Below are 13,186 nucleotides of genomic sequence, written 5' to 3'. Positions count from 1 at the left end.
AGATCAGCGGGTAAAGAAAGCCAGCGGCGCCAGCACGAGCTGCGGGAACAGGATGAGCAGCAGCAGCACCGTCATCTGCGCCGCCAGGTAGGGCAGCACGGCGCGGATCACCGGCTCCATCCGCTCTTTGGCCACGCCGCACACCACATTCAGCACCGTCCCCACGGGCGGGGTGATGAGGCCGATGGCGTTGTTCATGATGAACAGCACGCCAAAGTACACCGGGTCGATGCCCGCCATGCGCACCACGGGCATCAGCACGGGCACCAGGATGAGGATGGTGGGCGCAAAGTCCAGAGCGGTGCCCACCACAAACACGATGACCATGATGGCGGCCATCAGCAGCACCGGGTTGCTGGCCAGGGGCTGCAGCATGTCGGCCACCACCATGGGGATATTGGCAGCGGCAATCAGCCAGGCCGATACCTGCGCGGCGGCGACGAGGAACATGACCACCGCCGACGTTTTGGCCGCAGCCAGCAGCAGGCCGTACAGCATGGACACGCGCAGCTCGCGGTACACCACAAACCCGATGAACAGCGCGTAGAACACGGCCACCACGGCTGCCTCGGTGGGCGTGAAGTACCCGGCCTTGAGCCCGCCCACGATGAGCAGCGGCAGCATCAGCGCCCAAAACCCCGCCACCGTGGCCGACAGGCGCGCGCGCATGGGCGTCTTGTCGCCGCGGGGCATGTGGTCGCGCCTGGCCTGATACGCCCAGGTGGCAACCAGGGCCAGCGCCATCAGCAGCCCGGGCACGATGCCGGCCATGAACAGCTTGGTGATGGAGATGTTGCCCACCACGCCCAGCATCACAAACCCGATGGACGGCGGAATGATGGGCGCGATGATGCCGCCCGACGCGATGAGGCCCGACGCGCGCGGAATGTTGTAGCCAGCCTTGCGCATCATGGGGATCAGCAGGGCGGCCACGGCGGCGGTGTCGGCAATGGCCGAGCCCGACAGCGACGCCATGATCACGCACGCAAAGATGGCGACATACCCCAGGCCGCCCTTGAAGTGGCCCACCCAGGCGCCCGCCACGTTGACGATGCGCCGCGAGATGCCGCCTGCGTTCATCAGCTCGCCCGCCAGCACAAAAAACGGGATGGCCATGAGCGGAAAGCTGTCGGCGCCCGATAGCAGGTTTTGCGCCATGATCTGCGCATCAAAGATGCCCATGTAGGCCATCATGGCCATGCTGCAGGTGAGCAGCGCAAACGCAATCGGCACGCCCAGTGCCATGGCCGCCAGCAGCGACACCACGAATATGGCGACGATCATGCGGCGCTTTCTTCGTGTGATGACACCAGCGAAGCGGCCGTGATGCGGCCCGCGAGCAGCCGCACGATGTTGACCACGGCCATCACCCCGATGGAGGCAGCGCACAGGTACGCCACCGAATACACCACCCCCAGCGATATGCCCGTGACGAGGCCGATGTTGGCCACGTTCAGCGCATGCTGGCGCAGCATGCCCCACAAAAATACGGCGCAGCAGGCCAGCACCAGGCACTGGGCCAGCAGCACGGCGGCAAACAGGGCCTTGCCGCGCAGGCGGTGCACCAGCATGTCCATGCCCAGGTGCCCGCCCTCGCGCATGGCAACGATGGCGCCCAGAAAGGTGAGCCAGATGAACAGGAAGCGCGACAGCTCTTCAGAGATGTTGATGCCCGAATCAAACACGTGGCGCAGCACCACGTTGCCAAACACCATGACGCACATCGCGCCCAGGCACAGCACGAGGATGACCTCCAGCGCCTTGAAGTACCAGTGGAAGAGTCGTTTCAAACCAGATGGGGGCATGTGCTTCATGGGTGCTTATGACTGCTTTTGAGTGCTCATCAGTGGCCAACGGCCGTGGGCTGGCTGGCGGGGCCGCCAAACGTGAAGATCTTGCCCGGGTTCAGCAGGTTGTGGGGGTCCATGGCCTGCTTGATCTGGCGCATCACCGCCACGGTGGCCGGGCCCAGTTCATCGACCAGGAAGCCTTGCTTGTGCAGGCCCACACCATGTTCGCCGGTGCAGGTGCCGTCCATGGCCAGGGCGCGCTGCACCAGGCGCGCGTTCAGCGCTTCGGCACCTTCCACCTCGGCAGGCACGCTGGCGTCCACCAGCATCTGCACATGAAAGTTGCCGTCGCCCACATGCCCCACCATGGGCGCGAGGATGCCCGACTGCGCCAGGTCCTGCGCGGTCTCGGTCACGCAGTCTGCCAGGCGGGACATGGGCACACACACATCGGTGACGACGGAGCGGCACCCGGGGCGCAGCTGCAGCGCCGCAAAGTAGACGTTGTGGCGCGCCTCCCAGAGCCGCGTGCGCTCTTCGGGCGTGCCAGACCACTGGAACTGCGCGCCACCGCCGTCCTGCGCCAGGGCCTGCACCACGGCCACCTGTTCGCGCACGCCCGATTCACTGCCGTGGAATTCAAAAAACAGGTGGGGTTGCTCTGGCAGCCCGGTCTTGCTGTACAGGTTGAGTGCGCGGATGGCAACGGTATCTACAAACTCGCAACGGGCAATGGGCACGCCGAGTTGAATGGTCTGGGCCACCACCTCGACGGCCGAATGGATGTCTGGAAACGCGCACACCGCCGCCATCACGCTTTCGGGCAGCGGGTACAGGCGCACGGTGGCTTGCACGATCACGCCCAGCGTGCCTTCGGAGCCGATGAACAGCCGCGTCAGGTCGTAGCCTGCGGCGGACTTCTTGGCGCGGCGTGCGGTGGTGATGACTTCGCCATCGGCTGTCACCACCGTGAGATTCAGCACGTTTTCGCGCATGGTGCCGTAGCGCACGGCGTTGGTGCCGCTGGCGCGGGTGGCGCACATGCCGCCAATGGTGGCGTCTGCCCCCGGGTCGATGGGGAAGAACAGCCCTTGGTCGCGCAGCGCGGCATTGAGCGCCTTGCGGGTGACCCCTGGCTGCACGGTGGCGCACTGGTCGTCGGCGTGGATGGCAATGACCTGGTCCATCTGCTGCAGGTTCAGCGTGAGGCCGCCCTGGGTGGCCAGGGTGTGGCCTTCGAGTGACGAGCCTGCCCCGTAGGGCACCAGCGGCACGCGGTGCTGTTTGCACAGCCGCACGATGGCCACCACGTCGTCGGTGCTGCGGGCGTAGGCGACGGCGTCGGGTGGCATGGCGGCAAAGATGGACTCGTCGCGCCCGTGGTGTGCACACACCGACGCGCTGGTGGACAGGCGCTCGCCCAGCAGCTGGCCAAGCGATTCCAGAAGGGCGGGGGGCAAAGGCAGGGGCAGGCGGGCGTTCATGGCAGTCGTTGAATGTCGAAAAGGCAGACCGCGCTCGGGATCAGGGCGCCCCGAGCGCGGGCCATTGGCGAAGAGCGCGCCTTTGACCTACCTGGCGCGGGCCTTGGCGATTTCGGTGCGCACCAGGGTCATGAACTCGGGCCCGATTTTTTCGAGGTGGGGCGCAATCGCTGGGGGCACGCGGTCGCGGATGGCCTGCAGATCGGCTTCAGAGAACTGGGTGACCTGCACGCCCTTGTCCTTCATGCCCTGCAGGGCGGTGCCCGCCTCGGCAGCGGTGGACTTGCGCTGGAACTCCGTGGCCTTGCGGGCGGCGGTGTTCATCATCTTTTGTTCATCGGGCGTGAGGCTGTCCCAGAACTTTTTGGACACCGCAAAGATCAGCGGCGAATACACGTGACCCGACAGCGTCATGTACTTTTGCACTTCATAAAAGCGCTGGGTGTACATCAGCACCACCGGGTTCTCCTGCCCGTCAAACGCCTTGGTCTCCAGCGCCACAAACAGCTCGGACCACGGCAGGGGCGATGCGTTGGCGCCAATGGCCTTGAAGGCATCCAGCGTGAGCGGGTTGGGCTGCGTGCGCAGCTTCAGGCCCTTGAGGTCGTCGATCTTGTTGACCGGGCGGCGCGAGTTTGTGATGTGGCGAAACCCGTTCTCCCACCAGCCCAGCACGTGGATGCCCACGCCGTTGAGCTTGTTGTTGAGGTACTGCCCCACAGGGCCGTCAAACACCGCATGCGCCTCGGCCTCGGTGTTGAACAGGAAGGGCACGTCCTGAAACCCCAGCTCTTTGACCTGGCCCAGCAAGGCCAACGCGCTGCCGGTATAGAACTCCTGTACACCGCCTTGCAGTGCGCCCAGCATCTGCGGGTCGGGGCCCAGGGCCTGGTTGGCGATAACGGCGATCTTCATCTTGCCGCCGGTGGCCTGCTCCATGTCGGCCGCGAATTGCTTGGCTGCCTGGCCCGCGGGGTGGGCGTCTGCCAGGCCATGGCCGAAGCGGGCAGTGCGCGCCTTGACGTCCTGCGCGTGGGCAGTGGTGGCTGCCAGCGTGGCAGCTGCGCCCAGTACGGCGGCGCAAAGAAAGCGGTGCAGTCGCGTGGTCTTCATCTTCATGATGTTGTCTCCTCTAGGGGTTGGGCGGGGGCCAGGGTTTGGGGGACTGTGGCGGCGCTTTGCACCCGGTTGCGCAGCAGGCCGATGCGTTCAATTTCCACCTCGCAGATGTCGCCAGGTTTCATGTACAGGCGCGGCTCGCGGGCGTGGCCGATGCCTGCGGGGGTGCCCGCCACGATCAGGTCGCCGGCTTCGAGCGTGATGGCCTCGCTGATGGTGACGATGAGGGATTCAACGTCGAACACCATGTCGCTGGTGTTGGCGGACTGCACGGTCTGGCCGTTCAGGCGTGTTTCGAGCAGCAAGCCGCGGGCGCCGGGCGGCAGCTCGTCGGCAGTCACCATGCAGGGGCCAAAGGCGCCGGTGCCATCAAAGTTCTTGCCCATGGTCCACTGCGGGGTCTTGAACTGGTATTCGCGCACGCTGCCGTCGTTGAACACCGAGTAACCCAGCACGTGCGAGAGCGCGTCGGCGCGCTGGATGCGGTAGCCGCCGGTTCCGATCACCACGGCCAGTTCGCCCTCGAAGTCCAGCGTGTCTGACAGCTCAGAGTGCAGCAGCGGCGCGTTGTGTGCCGTCACGCTGGAATTGAAGCGCGCGAACAGCGTGGGGTAGGGCGGTTGCACAAATCCGCTTTCTGCCGTGTGGTCACGGTAGTTCAGCCCCACGCAGATGATCTTGCGCGGGTGCGCAACGGGGGGCAGGTACTGCACAGTGTCCATGTCGACAGCGGGGTGCTGCGCCATGACGAGTGCAGCCGCATCGAGTGCAGTGCGGCCACGCCGGATCAGGGTGTCCACATCTCCGGGGTAACCGGGCTGGCCCTCCGTGGCGCCATGCCACTTGCCAGTGGCGGGGCTCTGCACGGCCCAGCCGGGGACGCCGCGCGATTGAAAACGAACCAACTTCATTTGTTCTCCTGGTGGGAGCGCGTGTGGGGGTGTTGAATCGCGCTGATAGATATTTAATCAAATAATCTATTATTCGCGTGTTGGTACATTCCCGCATACAATCCGTCCGCCATGCAGACCACCTTGACCAAGCCCACACAGGCCGAAACCGCCTGCGAGCTCATCCGCTCAGAAATACTGGACGGGCGGCTGCCTCCAGGAGCCAAGCTCAACATCAAGGCGCTGGAAGAACGGTTTGAGCTGAGCCTGGGCGCAGTGCGCGAGGCGCTCTCACGCCTGGCCGCCCAGGGCATGGTGATTGCGGAATCGCAGCGGGGCTACCGTGTGAGCCCGGTCAGCAAGGATGAGCTGCTGGACCTCACGCGCGCGCGGGTCGAAATGGAATGCCTGTGCCTGGGCCAGGCCATGCGGCACGGCGATGTGGAGTGGGAAACCCGGATCGTGGCCGCAGCGCACCGCATGGAGCGGCTGCAGTCGCAGACATCGGACATCGAAGCACGGTCCACCAAGCCCTGGAACGACGCCCATGGCGAGTTCCACGAAGCGCTGGTCAGCGCATGTCCCAACCAGTGGCTGCTGCGCATGCGCCACATGCTGTACGAGCAGAGCGAGCGTTACCGCCGCCTCTCGGTGCCGCTGAGTACCGACCAGCGCGATGTGCGCCATGAACACCGCCAGATCATGGAAGCGGCCCTCGCCCGCGACCCGCAAAAAGCCTTTCAGGCCGTGGAGCAGCACCTGCTGGCCACAGCCCAGATCATTCTGCGATCGCCCTTGCTTCAGTCCCAGTGAGCAGCAGGCGGCGGCTGCAGGGGCTGCCCCATGGTGCACATCCAGCGGTCGGCGCTATGCTCCGCCCATCGCGTTCACCCCCGCCGTTGCCATGACTTCGCCAGACTCCTACGGCGCGCTCTACCGCACCATGCTGAAATCCACCCGCGCGATCCCCTGGCAGAGCGGTGCCGCAAGGCGGTTTTCAAGGCGCAGATTCCGCGCGCGGCCTCGGGGGTGGGCACCATCATCCCGGGTGCGCACGACGACCCGGTGCGGTTTGTGCAGTAGGTGGACCGGCGCCTGTACAGCGCCAAGCACCTGGGCCGCAGCCGCATGGTGGACAGCGGCACATAGAGCAACGATGGTGCGGCCGATGCAAGCTGTCGCACGGCTCCATGGTGATATGAATTTGATAGCGCGCTGCGCTTTCCCATAAAGCGCCGGCGGCCAAAAACACCTGAGATTTTTTGCAGCGACAGCGTGGGCGGTCAGGCCGGGCCGCTGCCGGAGAGGTCGTCCACGGCACGGTGCGCGCCCGCACCCATGGCCATGGCGCCCATGCCGCCACCGCCCGCACCACCGCCGCCTCCACCTGTGCGTCCCCCGGCGGCACCGGCGCTCCGGTCGCCGGGGCTGGCGCGACGGCCTGCCGTGCCCGCACCCCCGGGCCGCAACGGGCCCTGCTGCGGGATGGCAAGGGTGGAGGGGATGGGCTCCAGGTCCAGTGCGGTACGGATGAACTGGCGCAGCGAGACCACCAGTGGCGCCACCTCCACGCTGCGCCCGGCCACCATGTCCTGCGCGGCCTGCGTGGCCAGCCGCACCTGTTCTTCGGTGCCCAGCAGGATGACGTCGGACAGGGCCGCCTCCACGGCATCGCGGGTGCGGCGCTGGCGTTCGGTGCTGCCGGAAAGCAGGGCGTCAATGGGAGCGTCGTCGTTGTCCTTGTTGCTGCTGCTGTCCACCAGCGTGGCGGAGTCTCCGGACTCCGCGCCCGGGGCGGTGTGGGATGAACGTGACATGCCCACGGGCGGGCGGTGCAGGTCGCGCAGATGGGTGGGGCTCACCTGCAATTGCCCGGTGAACGAGCCGCCCAGCGTTTTGTACGCCGCAATCAGCGTCTTGAGGCGCTCGTTGATCTGGCGGTTCTCGCGCTCGCGCCGGCGCTGCAGGGTCTGCATGAACACCAGCCGGATACCCACCATCACCAGGGTGGCGAGCAGCAGCCCGAACAGCGTGGAGAGCGTGGCGGACCAGGAGCTGAAGTCAAAGAGATTGCGCATGGCAGAAAGGGCGGTGCAGCCGGGGCGTTGGGGTCAGCGGGCCATCATAGGTGCGGCCAGAGCGCCCGGCGGTAGGCGCACACCGCGTGCGCAAGAGGTGCAGCAGCTGCAGGGGGCGCTCGGTCAGCCGCCACCGTCCAGCAGTGCCACGATGCGATCCCAGTGCGCGGCATCCACCGGGGTGATGGAAAGGCGGCTGCCTTTTTGCAGCACGCGCATGTCGGCCAGCTCCGGGCGCTCGCGCAGCTCGGCCAGGGGCATCAGCCGGGTCTTGCGCACAGCCTGCACATCCAGCAACAGCCAGCGGGGTGCATCGGGCGGGGATTTGGGGTCGTAATAAGGCGAGGCGGGGTCGAACTGCGTGGGATCGGGCCGGGTGGTGCTGGCCACCCGCGCAAGGCCGGCAATGCCGGGTTCGGGGCAGCTGGAGTGGTAGAACAGCACGCCGTCGCCCACCTGCATCGCATCGCGCATGAAGTTGCGCGCCTGGTAGTTGCGCACGCCCGTCCAGGGCACGGTGGCGCCGGGGGCGGCCAGGGCGTCGTCAATGGAGCACTCGTCGGGCTCGGATTTCATGAGCCAGTAGTGCGCAGGGCGCGGCGTGGAGGAGGCAGTCATGCGCGCCATTTTGGCAAAGGTGTGGTGGTGTGCATACACGGCAGGCCAGGGCACGCCATGGTGGGTTCGCTTCTGTTTTTATAGCTGCTCGCGCTTTATGGATAAGCGCCGGAGGTTATTTTGATTCATATTTCCGTGTGAATTCGCCCGCAGGGTGCACCCCGGTGGCAAAACGCGCTGGCCTGCGGCGGCGGCAGGCCGCAGAATCAGCGCCGCCCGGTTTCCGGAAGAACAAAGCCCCCGGCATGGGGGCACGCACAGGGAGGGAGGGTGAATGGCCAACCCGGCACGGCGGCGCAATGGCGGCGCGGCCCCGCAGGCATCTGCGGGCAAGAACCAAGGCAAGAACCCAGGCAACAAAAGCGGCACCTGGTTCCTGATGCTGTTCGCACTGCCGTTTACGGCCGTCGGCATTGGCACGCTGCTGCTGGGCGTGCTGCCCACGCTGTATGACTGGTCGCGCTTGCAGTTCTGGGAGCCGGTTTCTGCCACCGTGGTGTCGGCTTCGCTGAACACGCACCGGGGGAGCAAGTCGGCCAGCACGTACAGCGTTTCGGTGCACTACCGCTACCAGGTGGGCGGTACGACCTACGACGGCCACCGAGCGGCCATCAACACCTCGGCAGACAACGTGGGCAGCTTTCAGCAAGACCTGGGGCGGCGCCTGGTGGCTGCGCAGCACAGCGCAGTGCCGGTACCCGTGTGGTTCAACCCGTCGGCGCCCGCGCAGTCCGTGGCCGACCGCAGTCTGCGCCTGGGTTTGCTGGGTTTTCGGATGATCTTTGTGGTGGTATTTGGCGGCTTTGGCCTCGGCATGCTGGTGTGGGCGCTGCACCTGCGGCGCAGTGGTGAACGCAAGGCGCAGCGGCTGCAGACCGTGGGCAACCCGCCGTGGCTCGCCCACCCGGCCTGGGCCGGCAACCACATACGCTCTGGCAAGCGCTGGGAGGTGTGGGTGGCGTGGGGCTTTGCCGTGGTGTGGGGCGCCATTGCGTACCCGGCCGCGCTGTCGGCCATGCCCCGGGCGTGGCGCAACGACAACTTCCTGGTGCTGGGGGTTCTGGGCCTGCTGGTGGCCGTGGGACTGGGCCTGCTGGTGTGGGCCGTGCGCGCCACGCTGGATGCGCGGCGCCATGGCGAGGTGGTCCTGGTGATGGACCCTTTCCCCGGCTCCATTGGCGGGCATGTGGGCGCCACGATGGATTTGCCCACGGTGCCTTACCGGCCTGAGTTGCGCTTTGCGGTCACGCTGCGCTGCGCCTACCACTACCAGACCCGCACGGGAGGCAGCGAGCGCAGCACCGAGTCGCGCGAACAGGTGGTGTGGCAGGGCGAGGGCGCGGCGCAGGTGCAGCCGCAGGGTCCGGGCAGCCGCGTCGCGTTCCGGCTGAATGTGCCCAAGGGCCTGCCCGAGTCCGAGCAGCCCGCGGGCGACAGCGAACACCACTGGACGGTGCTGCTGGAAAGCACCGATCCCGCGCTGAAGTTCTCGCGTCGGTTTGAAGTGCCCGTGTATGCCACGGGTACCGAATCCACCTGGCTCGCACACGACGCCGCCAAGCACCCGCACGCGCAGGCCCGGCGCGATGCCGAGCTGGACGCAGTGAGCGATATCGAGCCGGTGGAAGGCGGCTTGCGGCTGTACCAGCCCTATGGCCGCCTGTGGCGGCAGAACCTGCTGTGGCTGGTGATGGGCGGCGCTTTCTTTGGCATGGGGATGTGGGCGGGATACAGCGGTGCACCCGCGTTGTTTCCGGTGGCGTTTGGCGGTGTGGGTGGTGCCATGCTGGCGTGGGGCTTTTACGCGCTGTGCAACAGCCTGACTGTGCAGTTGGACCGGCAGGGTCTGCGCACCGAACGCCGCCTGCTGGGCCTGATGCTGGCCTGGCAGCGCGTGCCCGCAAAAGACATTGCCCGCTTGCACATCAAGGAAAGCTACACCCAGCAAAGCGGCCACCAGCACACTACCTTTTTCCGCGTGCAGGTGAGCCTGCGCAATGGCGAGAGCGTGACCATTGCCGACAGCCTGCGCGGCCGCCCCGTGGCAGAGCAGATGCTGGCCAGGGTGGCCCAGGCCACCGGCTATCCCCGGTGAACGGGGTGCGGATCAGCCCGCCTTGCGAAACGTGAGGTTGATGCGGTGGGCGCCCGTCAGTGGGTGCGTGCCCTCCGGCAGCGGCAACACCCCATGAAACCGCAGCCGCGCCGGGCCGCCCCACACCACCACGTCGCCATGCATCAGCGCAATTCGCCGCGCGTTGCCGGCCCGCTGGGCTCCGCCCCACAGAAACACGGCCGGAATGCCCAGTGACACCGACACGATGGGATGCGCGTAGTTGCCCTCGTCCCTGTCCTGGTGCAGCGACAGCCGCGTGCCGGGCGCGTAGCGGTTGATGAGGCAGGCATCGGGCGCAAAGCCGGGGAAGCCGGCAGTTGCAGCCGCTTCGAGCGCCAGCTGACGGAACAGCGGCGGCATCGCAGGCCAGGGTTTGCCGCCGTCGGGGTCGATGGGGTCGTAGCGGTAGCCGCTGCGGTCGCTCACCCAGCCCAGCTTTCCACAGTTGGTCATCGCCACCGACATGCGCAGGCCGCCGGGGGTGATGAGGTGCCTGAAGGGCGCCTGGGCCGTGATCTGCTGCACCGCTTGCAGCAGGTCTGCGGCCTTTTCCAGCGCAAAGCCGCGCAGCACCATGGCGCTGGGCTCCAGCACCTCGGGCGGCTGGGCAGGCTGGGGCGGGTCGTCGAAAAGGCTGGGGGTCATCACGCGGTCAATCCCTGGGGGCAGTCATTCAGCATCATGAAAAATGATGCCCAGTGTGTGCCGCCGCCCGCTGCGCAAACGGCTCACCCCGTGGCGCATCTGCACCCGGTACGGCCCGCGCGTGCCCTGCACGGGGCGGTGGTGCACGGCAAACACCACGGCGTCGCCGCGCAAAAGCGGCACCACCTCGGCCCGCGACTGCATGCGCGGGCGCTGCTCGGTCAACACGAGTTCGCCGCCCGTGAAGTCGCGCCCGGGCTCTGACAGCAGCACCGCGACCTGCAGCGGAAACACATGCTCGCCATACAGGTCCTGGTGCAGGCAGTTGTAGTCGCCAGCGCCGTATTGCAGCAGCAGCGGGGTGGGGCGCACTTGGCCAGCGGCGTGGCAGCGGGCGATGAAGTCGGCATGCTGCGCGGGGTAGCGCACGGCTAGGCCCATGGCGGCGTTCCACTGGTTGGCAATGGGCGCCAGGTGCGGGTACAGCGCCTCGCGCAGCCCGGCCACCACACCGGGCAGCGGGTAGCTGAAGTACCGGTATTCGCCCTGGCCAAAGCCGTGGCGCTGCATCACCACGCGGCTGCGGAAGGTGTTTTCATTTGCGTCGCCATACAGGCGGGCCAGCGCGGCGCATTCGGGGGCACTGAGCAGTTGCGGCAGTACCGCATTGCCTTGCTGGTGCAGGGCCTCGGTGGTTGTGTACCAATCGATGGAGGCCGCACGCTGCGCCCAGTCGTCGTTCTGCGGATCGGGGTGGTGAGGCAGCGGGACAGCGTTCATGCCACCTTCTCCGCCAGCGGTTGTGCGGGCTCTGGCGCGGCTTCACGCGCCAGCAGCGCACGTTTGCGTTCCACGCCCCACCGGTAGCCCGACAACGCGCCATCACTTTTCACCACCCGGTGGCAGGGTATGGCCACCGCCAGCGCATTGGCCGCGCAGGCCTGCGCCACGGCGCGCACGGCGGTGGGGGCGCCTATGCGCTGGGCCACCTCGGCATAGCTTGCAGTCTGCCCGGCGGGGATGGCCTGCAGGGCCTGCCACACGCGCTGCTGAAACGCCGTGCCGCGCACGTCCAGCGGCAGGTTCAGCCCCAGGCCCGGGGCCTCGACAAACGCCACCACCTGCGCCACCAGGGCTTCAAACGCGGCATCCCCGCCGATCAGGTGGGCGTGCGCAAACCGGTCCTGCAGGTCGCGCGCCAGGGTGTCGGCATCGTCCCCCAGCAAGATGGCGCAGATGCCCCGGTCGCTTTGCGCCACCAAGATGGCACCCAGCGAGCACTGGCCGATGGCAAAGCGGATGTCCTGCGCCGCACCGCCTGCACGGTAGTGGCTGGGCGTCATGCCCAGGACCTGGACCGACTGTTCGTAAAAGCGGCTGCTGGACTGGTAGCCCGCGCTGTAGATCGCGTCCGTCACCGAGGCCGTGTGTGCGTTGTCGAGCGCACTGCGCAGGCGCTGCGCACGCTGGGCGGCGGCATACGCCTTGGGCGTGAGGCCCGTGGACTGCTTGAAGATGCGGTGCAGGTGCGACGGGCTCAGGCCCATCTGGGCGGCCAACGCATCCAGCGTGGGCGCTTCACCGGCGGCAGCGCCTTCGATGATGCGGCAGGCCTCGGTGACCAGCGCGGCGTGGTGCGACAACGCCGTGGGCTGCCGGGGCTTGCAGCGTTGGCAGGGGCGAAAGCCTGCGGCTTCTGCATCCGCGCAGCTGTCATGAAACCGCACGTTCTCCGGCCGGGGTGCACGCGCAGCACAACTGGGGCGGCAGTACACGCCCGTGGTCAACACCGAATACCAGAAGCTGCCGTCCGCCGCCGCGCTGCGCGCCGCCACTGCCGCCCAGCGCGGGTCGGCCTGAGTGGCGGTGGCGGCAAGCTGGGCCTTCGTGCTGGGGGTATGGCGGGGCATGGTGACGCAAGGGTGGTCGGTGAACATCATGGCAGCTCGGAATGGGAGTTTGCGATGCCTGCCACTCTAGGCAGGCAGCCCGCGTGGTGCACTCCGAAGCTTGCTTTCGAATTCTGCGCCAGTGTGCGCTGGCTGTTAGTGGCGTAGAAAGGCTTGTGATTGCTATCGATGTGATGGCTTATGGCGCTTGATGGATAAGCGTTGAAGCCGAAAAGTACCTCAAACTTCCTTCGATGAAGTCACTTTGCCGTCCCCCTGGCCCGAAGCGATCTTCTAGACTGCACCCCCTCTACCGCCTTGTTCGTGCGCCCAAGCGCTGCGGATGGACCGGTGGGCGAACCCACAGTACTTTTTTTCGGGAGGAAATCGCACCCATGCCTTGCTGCACAGCGACCTGCGAGCCTTTGCCATTGGCACGGGCCCAACCCGGCGCGGACCTGCGCGCGGGCGTTCTGGCGCTGGAACCCGTTCAGGCGGCTGTGCGCTGATGGGCAAGGCCAGCGCACGCAAGCGGCTGCGGCGGCAGGGGGCAGGGC

12 protein-coding genes are annotated in these 13,186 nt (G+C 66.9%); 2 read left to right on the top strand and 10 right to left on the bottom strand.

Annotation, left to right across the window (positions count from 1 at the left end):
* Window positions 1-3: 3 nt before the first annotated feature.
* The 5 genes from AAFF19_RS13725 to AAFF19_RS13705 all read right to left on the bottom strand — a co-directional run bounded on the left by AAFF19_RS13725 (window position 4) and on the right by AAFF19_RS13705 (window position 5,304).
* On the bottom strand, window positions 4-1,284 hold the full coding sequence (locus AAFF19_RS13725; protein WP_342720369.1) for a TRAP transporter large permease subunit: 1,281 nt from the start codon (window positions 1,282-1,284) through the stop codon (window positions 4-6).
* Window positions 1,281-1,790, bottom strand: coding sequence for a TRAP transporter small permease (locus tag AAFF19_RS13720; protein WP_342720368.1), 510 nt, complete (start codon window positions 1,788-1,790; stop codon window positions 1,281-1,283). The genes AAFF19_RS13725 and AAFF19_RS13720 overlap by 4 nt, the downstream gene beginning before the upstream one ends.
* A gap of 53 nt (window positions 1,791-1,843) precedes the next feature.
* The gene (locus AAFF19_RS13715; protein ID WP_342720367.1) at window positions 1,844-3,274 is read right to left on the bottom strand and encodes an FAD-linked oxidase C-terminal domain-containing protein; all 1,431 of its coding nucleotides are present in this window, start codon (window positions 3,272-3,274) and stop codon (window positions 1,844-1,846) included.
* A gap of 87 nt (window positions 3,275-3,361) precedes the next feature.
* Window positions 3,362-4,393 carry a TRAP transporter substrate-binding protein gene (locus AAFF19_RS13710; RefSeq protein WP_342720366.1) on the bottom strand — a complete coding sequence of 344 codons (1,032 nt, stop codon included), beginning with the start codon at window positions 4,391-4,393 and terminating at the stop codon, window positions 3,362-3,364.
* Window positions 4,390-5,304, bottom strand: coding sequence for a fumarylacetoacetate hydrolase family protein (locus AAFF19_RS13705; RefSeq protein ID WP_342720365.1), 915 nt, complete (start codon window positions 5,302-5,304; stop codon window positions 4,390-4,392). Before AAFF19_RS13705 ends, AAFF19_RS13710 begins: the two co-directional genes overlap by 4 nt.
* A gap of 111 nt (window positions 5,305-5,415) precedes the next feature.
* On the opposite strand from AAFF19_RS13705, the gene AAFF19_RS13700 reads away from it, so the two are divergent.
* A complete protein-coding gene (locus AAFF19_RS13700) occupies window positions 5,416-6,096 on the top strand; it encodes an FCD domain-containing protein (protein WP_182120092.1) in 681 nt (226 codons plus the stop codon).
* A 470-nt stretch (window positions 6,097-6,566) separates the two neighbouring features.
* On the opposite strand, the gene AAFF19_RS13695 is transcribed toward AAFF19_RS13700, so the two are convergent.
* Together AAFF19_RS13695 and AAFF19_RS13690 are read right to left on the bottom strand one after the other, a co-directional pair.
* Window positions 6,567-7,361 carry a hypothetical protein gene (locus AAFF19_RS13695; RefSeq protein ID WP_182120091.1) on the bottom strand — a complete coding sequence of 265 codons (795 nt, stop codon included), beginning with the start codon at window positions 7,359-7,361 and terminating at the stop codon, window positions 6,567-6,569.
* A 123-nt stretch (window positions 7,362-7,484) separates the two neighbouring features.
* Window positions 7,485-7,979: an EVE domain-containing protein gene (locus tag AAFF19_RS13690; RefSeq protein ID WP_182120090.1), complete on the bottom strand. Its 495-nt coding sequence runs from the start codon at window positions 7,977-7,979 to the stop codon at window positions 7,485-7,487.
* Between the two features lie 274 nt (window positions 7,980-8,253).
* Between AAFF19_RS13690 and AAFF19_RS13685 the strand changes: the two genes are divergently transcribed.
* Window positions 8,254-10,074 (top strand): DUF3592 domain-containing protein, encoded by a 1,821-nt coding sequence (locus AAFF19_RS13685; RefSeq protein ID WP_182120089.1) that lies wholly within the window; start codon window positions 8,254-8,256, stop codon window positions 10,072-10,074.
* Between the two features lie 12 nt (window positions 10,075-10,086).
* Here the strand turns inward: AAFF19_RS13685 and alkB are convergent, their stop codons facing one another.
* Genes alkB through ada form a run of 3 tightly spaced genes read right to left on the bottom strand, consistent with a single transcriptional unit; the run spans window position 10,087 to window position 12,650 of the window.
* On the bottom strand, window positions 10,087-10,740 hold the full coding sequence (gene alkB, locus AAFF19_RS13680; protein ID WP_342720364.1) for a DNA oxidative demethylase AlkB: 654 nt from the start codon (window positions 10,738-10,740) through the stop codon (window positions 10,087-10,089).
* 24 nt (window positions 10,741-10,764) lie between these two features.
* On the bottom strand, window positions 10,765-11,520 hold the full coding sequence (locus AAFF19_RS13675; protein ID WP_342720363.1) for a 2OG-Fe(II) oxygenase: 756 nt from the start codon (window positions 11,518-11,520) through the stop codon (window positions 10,765-10,767).
* On the bottom strand, window positions 11,517-12,650 hold the full coding sequence (ada, locus tag AAFF19_RS13670) for a bifunctional DNA-binding transcriptional regulator/O6-methylguanine-DNA methyltransferase Ada (protein WP_342721853.1): 1,134 nt from the start codon (window positions 12,648-12,650) through the stop codon (window positions 11,517-11,519). The genes AAFF19_RS13675 and ada overlap by 4 nt, the downstream gene beginning before the upstream one ends.
* Window positions 12,651-13,186: the final 536 nt, after the last annotated feature.

Origin of the sequence: Acidovorax sp. FHTAMBA (assembly GCF_038958875.1) — a bacterium.
Lineage (GTDB): Bacteria > Pseudomonadota > Gammaproteobacteria > Burkholderiales > Burkholderiaceae_C > Acidovorax.
The sequence above is the reverse complement of the archived record's forward strand: the minus strand, read 5'-3'. Positions and strand labels throughout refer to the sequence as shown.

Bases quoted from the DNA above. Each gene is read 5' to 3' on its own strand.
- ada (WP_342721853.1), bottom strand. From the start codon at position 12,650: ATGCCCCGCCATACCCCCAGCACGAAGGCCCAGCTTGCCGCCACCGCC.
- alkB (WP_342720364.1), bottom strand. From the start codon at position 10,740: ATGACCCCCAGCCTTTTCGACGACCCGCCCCAGCCTGCCCAGCCGCCC.
- AAFF19_RS13675 (WP_342720363.1), bottom strand. From the start codon at position 11,520: ATGAACGCTGTCCCGCTGCCTCACCACCCCGATCCGCAGAACGACGAC.
- AAFF19_RS13695 (WP_182120091.1), bottom strand. From the start codon at position 7,361: ATGCGCAATCTCTTTGACTTCAGCTCCTGGTCCGCCACGCTCTCCACG.
- AAFF19_RS13700 (WP_182120092.1), top strand. From the start codon at position 5,416: ATGCAGACCACCTTGACCAAGCCCACACAGGCCGAAACCGCCTGCGAG.
- AAFF19_RS13710 (WP_342720366.1), bottom strand. From the start codon at position 4,393: ATGAAGATGAAGACCACGCGACTGCACCGCTTTCTTTGCGCCGCCGTA.
- AAFF19_RS13705 (WP_342720365.1), bottom strand. From the start codon at position 5,304: ATGAAGTTGGTTCGTTTTCAATCGCGCGGCGTCCCCGGCTGGGCCGTG.
- AAFF19_RS13685 (WP_182120089.1), top strand. From the start codon at position 8,254: ATGGCCAACCCGGCACGGCGGCGCAATGGCGGCGCGGCCCCGCAGGCA.
- AAFF19_RS13725 (WP_342720369.1), bottom strand. From the start codon at position 1,284: ATGATCGTCGCCATATTCGTGGTGTCGCTGCTGGCGGCCATGGCACTG.
- AAFF19_RS13715 (WP_342720367.1), bottom strand. From the start codon at position 3,274: ATGAACGCCCGCCTGCCCCTGCCTTTGCCCCCCGCCCTTCTGGAATCG.
- AAFF19_RS13690 (WP_182120090.1), bottom strand. From the start codon at position 7,979: ATGACTGCCTCCTCCACGCCGCGCCCTGCGCACTACTGGCTCATGAAA.